The sequence below is a fragment of the Candidatus Chloroploca sp. Khr17 genome, from assembly GCF_004138165.1.
GTDB lineage: Bacteria > Chloroflexota > Chloroflexia > Chloroflexales > Chloroflexaceae > Chloroploca.
The window spans coordinates 1-10,909 of the sequence record NZ_RYFF01000093.1 but is presented as its reverse complement, the minus strand read 5'-3'; the positions used below and the strand labels follow the sequence as shown (position 1 = coordinate 10,909).

General features: G+C 55.2%; 10 protein-coding genes and 1 pseudogene. 8 read left to right on the top strand and 3 right to left on the bottom strand.

The window, feature by feature from the left end:
* The coding region (locus EKD05_RS24335; protein ID WP_370374940.1) for a type IIL restriction-modification enzyme MmeI at nucleotides 1–569 on the bottom strand (569 nt) is incomplete at its 3' end.
* A gap of 950 nt (nucleotides 570–1,519) precedes the next feature.
* Between EKD05_RS24335 and EKD05_RS24330 the strand changes: the two genes are divergently transcribed.
* Nucleotides 1,520–2,263: a hypothetical protein gene (locus EKD05_RS24330; RefSeq protein WP_129678053.1), complete on the top strand. Its 744-nt coding sequence runs from the start codon at nucleotides 1,520–1,522 to the stop codon at nucleotides 2,261–2,263.
* Entirely contained in the window at nucleotides 2,232–3,242 is a 1,011-nt protein-coding gene (locus EKD05_RS24325) for a class 1 isoprenoid biosynthesis enzyme (RefSeq protein ID WP_129678051.1), read from the top strand. Before EKD05_RS24330 ends, EKD05_RS24325 begins: the two co-directional genes overlap by 32 nt.
* 624 nt (nucleotides 3,243–3,866) lie before the next feature.
* On the opposite strand, the gene EKD05_RS24320 is transcribed toward EKD05_RS24325, so the two are convergent.
* Nucleotides 3,867–5,555 (bottom strand): transposase, encoded by a 1,689-nt coding sequence (locus EKD05_RS24320; protein ID WP_129678049.1) that lies wholly within the window; start codon nucleotides 5,553–5,555, stop codon nucleotides 3,867–3,869.
* Between the two features lie 165 nt (nucleotides 5,556–5,720).
* Between EKD05_RS24320 and EKD05_RS24315 the strand changes: the two genes are divergently transcribed.
* The 6 genes and pseudogenes from EKD05_RS24315 to EKD05_RS24290 all read left to right on the top strand — a co-directional run.
* Nucleotides 5,721–5,936 (top strand): hypothetical protein, encoded by a 216-nt coding sequence (locus EKD05_RS24315; protein WP_129678047.1) that lies wholly within the window; start codon nucleotides 5,721–5,723, stop codon nucleotides 5,934–5,936.
* Between the two features lie 268 nt (nucleotides 5,937–6,204).
* A complete protein-coding gene (locus EKD05_RS26150; RefSeq protein ID WP_165360952.1) occupies nucleotides 6,205–6,375 on the top strand; it encodes a hypothetical protein in 171 nt (56 codons plus the stop codon).
* A gap of 712 nt (nucleotides 6,376–7,087) precedes the next feature.
* Complete coding sequence (locus tag EKD05_RS24310) at nucleotides 7,088–7,366, top strand: BrnT family toxin (RefSeq protein WP_129678045.1); 279 nt, start codon at nucleotides 7,088–7,090, stop codon at nucleotides 7,364–7,366.
* On the top strand, nucleotides 7,353–7,679 hold the full coding sequence (locus EKD05_RS24305) for a hypothetical protein (protein WP_240695920.1): 327 nt from the start codon (nucleotides 7,353–7,355) through the stop codon (nucleotides 7,677–7,679). The genes EKD05_RS24310 and EKD05_RS24305 overlap by 14 nt, the downstream gene beginning before the upstream one ends.
* Before the next feature lie 1,402 nt (nucleotides 7,680–9,081).
* Nucleotides 9,082–9,225 (top strand): hypothetical protein, encoded by a 144-nt coding sequence (locus tag EKD05_RS27350; RefSeq protein WP_129678041.1) that lies wholly within the window; start codon nucleotides 9,082–9,084, stop codon nucleotides 9,223–9,225.
* A 7-nt stretch (nucleotides 9,226–9,232) separates the two neighbouring features.
* Nucleotides 9,233–9,322 (top strand): annotated as a pseudogene (locus tag EKD05_RS24290) (type II toxin-antitoxin system YoeB family toxin); the annotation flags it as partial.
* A gap of 42 nt (nucleotides 9,323–9,364) precedes the next feature.
* Here EKD05_RS24290 and EKD05_RS26145 read toward each other — a convergent pair.
* Nucleotides 9,365–10,909 (bottom strand): class I SAM-dependent DNA methyltransferase (locus tag EKD05_RS26145; RefSeq protein ID WP_165360951.1); only part of this gene is annotated, 1,545 nt, incomplete at its 5' end.

Below are 10,909 nucleotides of genomic sequence, written 5' to 3'. Positions count from 1 at the left end.
AAGTAATGGGCAATCGCCTGAGGCTGTTCACCATAACGACGGAGCAAATCGGCAAGCCGGGCAAACTCAGCTGCGGCTGCTTCCGTCACCTGCTGAATCGTCAGCGTTGGCTCAAGCGCATACGGGTGAAAGAAGACCTTGCGGAGCATCTGCAAGCCTTCCGGCGTCTCCAGATCGGCCAACGCGAGTGCATGCGTCTGCTTAACCGTATTGACAAAATTGGTGTGAATCACAATGGTCTGAATATCGGAAACGACCAGCAATGGCGGGTTCTGGAGCGAGTCGCGGTACTGCTGGAGTTGCTGAAACGCCTTGCCCAGGTCGGCACGCGGCCCCTTATATTCCCAGCCAAAGTGGCCTTTCTTCCAAACATCAGCCCACCCTTGGCCACCCGCACTCTTCGCCGCGCCCGCTTCAAACACCAGCGTCCCATCCCTATTCTCGCCCGGCGTCTCGTGGCCAACAAGGCGACAGAGATCAATAAAGTGCTCCTGACTTACACTGCGCTCTTTGCGCGTATCGCCAGACCACTTCGCAACGAACTCGTGTGGGGTAATGCTGGGGGCCATGCGCGTCCTTCTGCATTGGGCTACGTCGGCGTAAGTATGCGACACGGGCGGGGTGATGTCAAGGGTATCTACAACAATAGACCGTCTATTAGAGGATAAAAGTTACGATCCGAGGAGGATGCTGATTATGGAGCAGGGCTGATGCAACATCCCAGGAGGGTTTGATAGTGTCCGCAGATTACGCAGATTAGCGCTTCCGCATCTGCGTCATCTGCGTCATCTGCGGACGATCGGAAGGGCAACACGTTCGATTGCGGAAGCGCAAGCATTGCGGTTTCCCATCCCCGCAGCCCAACACCCCGTGCAACCACCGCCCGTCATCGACCTCCCGCGCCCGCTGCCAGCGGTGCGGGCAACCACGCTCGACGAGCGAAGAAGCGGCCTCGCACCAAGACCCTGCAAAGAAGGCGCTTGTTGTGACGCACCGGCGCACCGGCGCACCGTTTTTCGCGTACGTGCGCGAACCCTTCGCGCCTTCGCGCCTTCGCGTGAGCTTCTTTGAACCGCATTGGGACGAGGCCTCGTCGGTGCGGAATGCATCGTGTTTTCGGCGGACAGCGGTGCGTACCTGATTGAGCAAGCCGGGGCGTTTTTGGTAACAAATTCATTATTACTTCTTTTTTAGATATAAATATAGGTGTACAAAAATTCTCTGATGCATCCCATTTGATCAGCTTGAATGATACGGCATGTCGTATCCTCGACACATGAGGGCAGGTTTAGACTGCGAAGAAGCGGCCTCGCACCGACCAGAATCGTGGCTAGGCGGCAAACGTGCGGCGTCGCACGATACAGAGCAGATGTAGGTGATATCATCGCGGTAGAGCACGGGTAAGGCTCATCTAGGTCGCTGAATCGCTGTCTAATTCATATTGGGCAGCAGATCAACTTACAGAACACCCTATACAAAAGTTGCTTGACTGAATGCTAGAGTTATTGTAAAATGCCAGATGTATGGGCTTTCTAATATAGGGAAAATGATGAAGAAATACTCAATTCCTGTTGTTTCAACTGTTGTTGGTGTTCTCTGCCTTTTATTTGGATCGCTCATTGGTGAAATTTCCATTCAAGGATTGAAAGTTCCCATTGGAGATCTTCTTAATAATATTGCTGCAACTTTTATTTCGCTTGCAATTCTAGCGCTCTTGTATGAGATTTTAGGTGGCGAGCCTATTACGAACCTGATTGAGCATTTGATTAAACTGCAAAGTATATCACGCAATGCCGATGTTATTGGAGTTGAGGAAATAGTAGACGCACGAAGAAGATTTGACTATGAGCGTATACACAAAGATCTCCAAAATAGCAAGGAGATGTTTATCGCAAGTAGAACATTTGACAGCATCAAATACGGAGACGTAAAGCTTCTATTTCGAGAACACCTAGAAAAGAACCAAACTAATTCTATAAAAATATTATTAAATAAAGATTCTACTAAAAATATACAAATGATTATTGATTTTCGAGGGTCATTGCCGGAAAGCCAGCAACAAAGATTTGAAATACGATCATCTGATAAAATTAATTGTTGTATCTACGGATCTGATTACAAAATATACGCAACTCCTTACCTGATCGCTTTTCGCGGTGAAGAATCACCATCAATTCTATGTTGTAACAAAAGCAGAAATTCTATATATCATATCTACAGGGAGGAGTATTATGCTATCTGGAAAGTTGCCTCTTCATTATAACGAGGAAGATCTTCTTAGTACACCTACTGCCTTTGAGAACCAACTTCTTGAGGCATTTTCTTGTATGTACTCAGAAGAAATAAGTAAAATCTTCACTAAAATCGATGAGCAGACCTCGTCAAATAACTGGCACATTTATAAATCAAAAATAGAAAGACATTTTTATCCTGCATTAATACTATCAACAGCATTAGAAATTGACAAAAATTATATAGTGAATCTTTGCGCGGCATTTGCCATTGGCTATTCTTTGCCAGTAATAATGCTGGATAAGTCATTAGATAGCAACACTGTGCTAAATTCCACCAGTGAATCTTTTCGTGATTCGCTAAAACTAATTTACCGAGCAAATCATTACCTCATAGAGCATAAATATTACAAAGCATTTCAATGCTTTAATCAACATTATCTAGGTGTAATGAGTTCCATGGAGCGAGAAGTTAATTTAAAGTTCAAAATCCCATCAATAAATACAGTAAATCAATACACAGAAAACGTATTAATACATTATTGTTATTACAGGTCTGAGTGTCACTATTTTTCAGCTATTATCGAAGGCATCCTCTGTCAAACGCGCTATAAATTCAGTAAAGAACTAAAAGTGTATTTGGGTATTTTCGGCCTACTTAGACAACTTTCCGACGAAATTGCCGATGTAGAAGATGATTTGCAAACGGGGTTAGTAACTCTTCCTGTACTATTCACACATCAATCTCAAGATTTAAGTATAGAACTGCATGATTACTGGAAAGGTACGGTTGGCTTTGAGATATTCAAGAACGCCTTATTGAATAATGATGGATACGAAAAAACATATAATCTAGGTGTCGAATTATACAAGATTAGTAATAAAATGAAGTACAAACTACTTTCAAAATATCCTATTGTTGAGCATCTGTCCGTATTTCTTGATTGGCGATTTGCTTTTTTAAATCGTCTTAGACAAAATAATTGGGTTGACATTCGTAAGAGTCACTAGCACATATCTGTAATGAGCGTCCATCTTTAGCCATGCAGCCCAACATTGCTTTGCAGCGGACGCCGCTGGCGCGGCCCCTGGGCTGGGCGCGATCTTGAAACGTGATGGCATGCCACCGCTTGTGCCGGTTTATGGAGGCTGCCAGCGGGGTGGCTAACGGTGGCCGTTCGGCGGCCCGCAACCCTGAAAATCTGTGCCGTACGAGATCGGGGCGAGTCTTGATCGATCACCCGTGGCATCACTCCACCTGCAAGCTATCGCTCAGGCTATACTGATATGAACCTTCCAGTGTACCTGCCATTTGTGTCAGTTGGACATATACGAACTCATGTGTTCCTATTACTTCCATCCGGGTTCAGACGGTGGTATAGAGAGTGGTGCAGAATAGGGGCTGCCATCTGCCGAGCACGGGCCACATGCGGTCGCCAACAGGGGGTGGGCGCGCTCGTTCGGGCAGGATGCGGGGCCAGGGGCCCGCAGGTGCCCAGAATCTGGCCTTCCATGCCCGTGCCAGACCGCATATGTGCCCGTGGGTGACGTTTTTTGGGCAGGCGCGTACGCCGCACGCGGGGCGTGCGCCGTGGTGCGGGGTGTGGGGGCGACGCAGGAGCCGCGTGGTCGCGCTCAGGCGGCGGCCCGTCGCGGGTGGCGGTGGAGCCAGCTGAGCAGGTTGCGCACGGCGCAGGCCTGGGAGAGTTCAAACTGCGCGGCGGCCAACCCGATGCAGCGGGCGCGGCGACACCCTTGGTAGCGCGTGAGCCAGGCAATGGTCGGTTCGACGCGCCAGCGGTCGTGCAGCAAGGCTTTGCCTGCATCACTCTGGTTGACGCGCTGCGCCTCGCGCATGTGATGGTGATAATCCGAGATAAAGACGGTGCGATGGCTCGTCGGCTTGGCCTTGGGGTCGCGACACTGCGCGTACTCGTCACAGCCCGCGCAGTCGGGTGCCCGAAACCGGAAGGTGATGCCGTCGGCGCTGCCGGACGCATAGGCGGTGGTGCTGACCTTGCCGCCCGGACAGGTGCAGGTCATGCGGGTGAAATCGACCTGAAAATCCGCGACGCTGAAGCGGGCGGGGTCGCTCCCGCCGCCCTGCGGAATGGGCGCGACGAGGCTGGTCTGGCCGTCGCTGCGGGTGTGCACCTCGGCGCGGGTCTTGCCCCAGCCGGCCGCGCCATCCATCACGATGATCTCCGGCAGCGGTGCCCCGGCCTCCTGCTGCTGCTGGAGCACGGCGGCCGGGGCGACACTATCGGGCGTGCAGCCGGTCACGATCACGCAGGCGCGGATGCGGGTGCGGGTGGTGCTGATGATCGCATTGCTGCCGAGCACGGCGGGACTGCCTTCGTGTTTGCGGAAGGTGGCCTCGCGGTCAACGGCGCTGGCGATGCGGCGTGACCCCCGTTCCTTGGCGGGGCGTTCGGTCACAACGCCGGCGTCATCGGTGGTCAGTTCATCGGCCTGCACCTTGGCGAGATCGGCGAGGAAGGCGACCACGAGCGGGTGCACCACGGGGTCGAGCGCGTCCACCTGCGCCGTCACCGTCGTCACGACGCGGGCGACCAGGGCCACGGTGGTCTGGAGGCGGGCGTGGCGAGCGGCGGCACTGCGGGCGGGTTTGGGGTGCGTGAAGGGCGTCAGGTCGAGCGCCTCCAGCGCGGCGGTGAGGGTGGCCGGGCCGCGCTGTCGCAGCAGCAGCAGGAGGCGCAGGGTCAGGTGGCGCAGTAAGGCGGCGGGACTGACCCTGGGCGCGACCGGACTCTGCATGGCAAAGGTGTCGACGATCTGGGGCGTGGTGGCGGCATCTTCCGGGTCAACGCCGTCGAGGAAGGTGAGCACATCGCGGAAGAGCGCGTCGGGCGCATGCTGGCGCATCCAGCCGTGAAAGCGGGCGAGCGTGGTATGGTCGGGGAGCTGCGGGGCAAACAGGGAGAGCCCGACAAACCAGCGCACGACGAGATTGCTGGCGAGATGCCAGGCCAGCTCGCGGTCAGAACAGCCCTCGGCCCACGTGCGGACGATCTCGGCGCGCACCAGCTGCTCCAGCGTGAAGGTCGGCGGCGCCCCAGGCGTGCCCTCGGGATGACGATAGGCCGCACAGGCGGCGACCACCGCCGCCGGATCATAGGCCAGACCCATGCGCACCAGGGGATGGTCGCGCACCGTCGTCGTAAAGATCCGGCGGAGGATCGTCGTCTCGGCCCAGACCAGGATCGGGCCAAGGAACATGATGATCCCGGCGTGGAGCCAGCGCGGCACGGCGGGCAGATCGGGCGTGCCAGCCCGCAGGATTGGTGGTAGAATAGGGAGCATAACCGTCTTTTTTGTGTCCTTGATGCGGTTTTTACACTACAGTCATCATGCCACAAAAAAGCGGTTTTTCAAGCACGCAGATCGGCGATCCTTCGCACCCCGAACAGTTGCAGGTATTCTGCACCAGTCTCGTATAGTGATCGAACCAACAGAAAGGAGTGTCCGATGCCCACGACCACGGCCTATCGTGAGCAGGTTCTCCGTGAGGTCAATGCGCTGCCAGAGGAGTACCTTCCGTACGTGCTCCAGCTCGTACAGACCTTCCGGGACAGTGTAACCTTGAAGCCCGCGGCTGTCAGCTTGAAACAAGGCTGGCATGAAGCGCGGATCCAGGATATGACGCCCCTACGTGAACTATGGGACGGGATCGATGCCGACTGATCCTGCCGAACGCCTTCACCGCGCCGTCTTTTTTACGGGTGAATTCAAGCGCAATCTGCGGCAGTTAGCGAAGGCATCCTGATGGTGTGGTTCATGCCAAATGATTTTGACGATGGACATTCCGATCAAAAGCTTAGTGTTGGCATAGCCGTGGCCATCTTGGAAGGCGGAGTTATTGCGTTTCTGGGAGGGCTGACCGTCTTGTGCGCTCTGCTTATCCCCTTGATCGAGGTCGCGCCGTGCGTGCGTTGCGGGAAGGAACCACCGGATGATGACGCCCCAAGCATTCGTCAATGTCCAGCTGTATCCCAGTGAAACAGCCGTCATGGGAGATGCGCTGCGGCAGTTGCTCCGCCTCAAGCCAGATGTGCGCGTGGGCGTCGCGATCTCTCTGGGCCATTCCCCTTTGCGCCTTTGCGTCAAAAGCGAGGATGCGTAGCTGGCACGGGTGTGGGTGGATACGCGTTCAGCAGGATGGGCGTCAGACAGGCGTCGCTGCATACCCCTGGTCACTTCACTGACACGGAGTATGGTACTGTTCACCGCGCAAGCGTGGCCTGACTCAGCCGGCGCAGGCCGGCTTTGCCTAGCGTCGCCGAGGCGTTGACGCCGACGGTCTGGGCGGAAGCGCAAGCCTTGCGGTTTCCCATCCCCGCCGCCCACCACCCCGTGCAACCACCGCCCGTCATCGACCGCCCACACCCGCTGCCAGCGGTGCGGGCAACCACGCTCGACGAGCGAAGAAACGGCCTCGCACCAAGACCCTGCAAAGAAGGCGCTTGTTGTGCCGCACCGGCGCAATGTTTTTCGCGTACGTGAGCGAACCCTTCGCGCCTTCGCGCCTTCGCGTGAGCTTCTTTGAACAGTAGTGGGCCTCGCACCGACGAGGATCGTGGCTAGGCGGCAACCGTGCAATCGTAGCACTATACAGAGCAGATGTAGGTGGTATCATCGCGGTAGAGAACGGGTACGGCTCATCTAGGCCGCTGAATCGCTGTCTAAGTCATGTTGGGCTGCTTGCATATCAGCAATCCGCACCGCGGCAGAACTAGACCATCTCACGTAATATATTGTATAATTAACACTATATACTTGCATACAATGGCCCCCTGTGCTAGACTTGAATCGACAGTCTATCTATTGGGGTCTTTATGGATTTTGAGTTTGAATGGGACGAGCAAAAGGCGCAAACAAATACGCAAAAACATGGCATTTCATTTCAAGAAGCAACAACCGTTTTTGAAGATCCGTTCCTCATTACGTTTCAGGATGATCTTCATTCCGTTTATGAAGATCGTTTTATCAGTATCGGTACATCAATATCCATGCGTCTTCTGACCGTTATTCATACAGAATGCGATGAGCGTATTCGGATTATCAGCGCACGCCTCGCTACCCGAAGGGAGCACTATACCTATGAGCACGGATAAGACACCTGACCATCGTGATGATGAAGACATGCTGCCAGAGTACGACTTTTCGGGAAAGACCGGAGTCCGCGGGAAATATTATCAGCGTATGCGCGATGGATATGCGATCCGTGTGCATCAGATAGACGGAACTACGACCATCCAACACATTACCCGACCTGAAGGAAGTATTCTCTTGGATCGCGATGTCCAAGCGTATTTCCCGGATGCCGAAGCGGTCAATACCGCCCTCCGCGCCCTTATTCAGTTGATCCCGAACAAAAAACCTCGGAAGAAAGCAACCCAGAGTGCACGAAAACAATCGCCTACGTGATACTGAAAGGTCTATCACCAACGCATTTTGCACATCTTGAAGCTTCCATCCACGATCTATGCATTTCATGCCACGATTCCGTGCGAATCGCTCGGCCCAAGTGGGTAATCAGGAAAATCCTAAAACGATAGAATCACTACCGAACCATGAAGATACGGCATCCCTTCCTTTTCATCATCGTGATCCGTTTGATCGCATGCTGATTGCACAATCATTGACGGAAAACATTCCGATTGTGAGTGGAGCTGCCGTCTTTGATGCCTATGGTGTTATCCGGTTATGGGATCCCCATCACACACCTTGAGAAAGAAACCCTTATCGCTATGCCTGGTGTTTTTGAGGTACGTCGAAGTTGCAGACCGACCCGCCGAGATCGGGGCGTTTTTGTGGCTCTTTCCGATGCTGTCACATGGTGACGATCGATCATCTCTTTCCCTGCGGCGGCGCAGCTGAAGGCTCGGCGTTGGGTAGCTTATGCAGCGACGTTCCCAGTAGGGCTACGTCAACGTGGTAGGGACCCCGATCAGGGCAAGCGCGGCCCCTACGGAAGCGGCGGTCACCCACTGGCGAGGCCGGCGGTAATCAGGGTGAGCAACCGGTTCACATCGAACACCCTCAAGCCAGATGTGCGCGTGGGCGTCACGATCGGGAGGTGCTGGCCGAGAGATCGGGCAGCGCGGGACGAGGCGCGTCGCCGCACCGTTGCGCGCGCTGGGTCACTCTCCTTTGCGCCTTTGCGTCAAAAGCGAGGATGCGTAACTGGCACGGGTGTGGGTGGGTACGCGTTCAGCAGGATGGGCGTCAGACAGGCGTCGCTGCATACCCCTGGTCACTTCACTGACGCGGAGTATGGCACTGTTCATCGCGCAAGCGTGGCCTGACTCAGCCGGCGCAGGCCGTCGCCGAGGCGTTGACGCCGACGGTGGGGGCGGATTGGCCCATTTTGCCGGTCTGGTGGGGTGCATGCACGGAAGATGCAATCAGGGCGATTGCATCTTCCGTGCATGCACCCCACCAGGGCACCCGCAAGGGGTGCCCGTACACCGGGCCCGGCCCCCGGCCCGGTAGGGGCACCCCTTGCGGGTGCCCCTACCGGGCCGGGGGCCGCCGTGTGCGCCGCTGGTTGCATGCCCATGCTGCCACAGAGAGCGTATTTTTTATCCGGTTTCGTATGATGCAATCGCCCTGAAGATGCCATCGACAGGTCTTGAATTCACAGAACAATTGCGCTACAATAAGAGATAACTGAATGGCACCATCTACCGAAGCAACCGAAGGAGCATACAAATAGATGCAGATCGTCACCCTTGAAGAAGCCAAGCGGGATCTGGAGCGTCTCCTGAACCAGGTGCTTGACGATGCCGCGCCGACGATTGTGCTTTTGGCAAGTGGTCAATAGGTTGTGCTCCTACCCCAGGAAGCATACGCGGCGTGGCAAGAAACGCGCTACCTGCTGGCGAGTCCAGCCAATGCGGCTCACTTACGCACGTCGATCGCCGAAGTCACGGAAGGCGTGATCGCAGAACGGAAACTCTTTGATGTATGAAACTCTACCGCTGAAAGCCAACCTGAGTGGCTATTGGTCACGACGCATCAATGACGAGCATCGTCTCGTCATCGTTGCTTGTCGCTATCATTATTAAGGTAACAAGCCCCTTTCCCCCTGCTTACCGCTCTTGTGGCAACTATAATAAGGTGAGGTTGTCCTCGTCGTCGGTATGCGTCTCCACGGCGTCAGCCGCTGCATCACCCTGCTTTGCCGCCCGCGCGAGATTCAGCGCCAACAGCCGCGCCAGGATCTCCTCGTCGCTCAGGTCATGCGGCCAGCCATAGGCGTCACAGACAGCCTGATCAAGTTCTTTGTGCGCCTGGTCAAGCCAATCAGGGCGCTGGTTGTAGAGCTTGGTGAGCGTGCGCTGCTTGAGCTCGGCCTCGCTCAAGCCAGGCTCATTCAGCCAGGCATCGCGCTGCGCGACGAGTCGCTGCGCAGCGTCGCTGATCGCGGCGATGCGGGGATCATCGAGCGGCTCTTGGCCTGGGGGCCAGGGGAAGGGGAAGGTTTCGAAGGTGGTTGAGGGGGTGTAGCGGGGGCGATCTTCAAGTGAGGTGCCGAGTCTCAAGGCCCAGATTTCATGCGGGCGGGAGTGGAGCACGCCGAAGAAGTAGTCGTCGTCGCGAGCGAAAACAATGAGCTGATGGTCGGGAATAGTTGGCGGGTAGACCCATGCAAAGATGCGATGTTTGGTGAGATTGGGGGTACCGATGAAGCGTTGAAACGGTACTAATGTACGGCGCATCGCTGGTCTTGGCTCGACATGGAGCCACCACCGCTCGCGGTAGGCCGCACGATTATTTTTCGCCCGCTCAGGTTTGACCTCACGTTCAATGTGAGCGAAGGGCAAAGCGTAGAGCGCGGCATCAGCCTCTGGCATATCGACGCCAAAATCAACAATGAACATGCCCCGTGGTCGCCGAGTGATGTCGAGGCCGTTCACCCATGGGCGAACGACATCACGGTTTGGGCGTCCATTCGGGTTGAGCGGAGCTGTCAACATCTGCACAGCTTGCTCAGGCGTCAAGTCAAAAGCGCCACCCTTTGTGTCGCCCATAAAGGCTATACCACTGTTTTCAGTTAGTCGCTGTGCCTGCGTAAGATTGAGATCGCCTGTTAAGTCAGGGTTGATGTGCTGAGCGGAAGATCCGTTAAAAGAGCGCTCTTGCTCAACACCCGTGTCAAACCCAATCATGGAGACTTCGACTGCTGCACCATTCAAAATCCACGGTCGTTCATTCCATGCCATAAAGATGTCGCCACTCGCCTTAATACGCTCCAACACTTTGCGATTGGCACCACCGCGAATTGAGCTAGTCGCCAGCAAGCCCACACGCTGCACATGACCCTGCTCGATCAACGCCCGTGCGCGCTCAAACCAATAAGTCACAAGGTCAGCCTCACGTGGTACGCGACCATCGTAGAGCATGAAAACTGTATCCACGTAGGAACTACCAAGCTCTGTGCGCAGGCGCTTGCCCCCCAAAAACGGCGGGTTGCCAATAATCACCTCGGCCTCGGGCCACGCTGGCTCAACCGGCGTGCCGGTCTCGTCAAAGGCCAGGATTGCGTCCATACGCTTGATCGTGTCGAGCGGCTGGAGGATCGGCTCTTTCAACTCGGCAAAGCCGTTGTCCTTGTGCCACTGGATATACCCGATCCAGACGGTCACCTGCGC

Excerpts from the sequence above, each read along its gene's own strand:
- EKD05_RS24330 (WP_129678053.1), top strand. The coding sequence starts at position 1,520 with ATGTATGGGCTTTCTAATATAGGGAAAATGATGAAGAAATACTCAATT.
- EKD05_RS24325 (WP_129678051.1), top strand. The coding sequence starts at position 2,232 with ATGCTATCTGGAAAGTTGCCTCTTCATTATAACGAGGAAGATCTTCTT.
- EKD05_RS24320 (WP_129678049.1), bottom strand. The coding sequence starts at position 5,555 with ATGCTCCCTATTCTACCACCAATCCTGCGGGCTGGCACGCCCGATCTG.
- EKD05_RS24315 (WP_129678047.1), top strand. The coding sequence starts at position 5,721 with ATGCCCACGACCACGGCCTATCGTGAGCAGGTTCTCCGTGAGGTCAAT.
- EKD05_RS26150 (WP_165360952.1), top strand. The coding sequence starts at position 6,205 with ATGATGACGCCCCAAGCATTCGTCAATGTCCAGCTGTATCCCAGTGAA.
- EKD05_RS24310 (WP_129678045.1), top strand. The coding sequence starts at position 7,088 with ATGGATTTTGAGTTTGAATGGGACGAGCAAAAGGCGCAAACAAATACG.
- EKD05_RS24305 (WP_240695920.1), top strand. The coding sequence starts at position 7,353 with ATGAGCACGGATAAGACACCTGACCATCGTGATGATGAAGACATGCTG.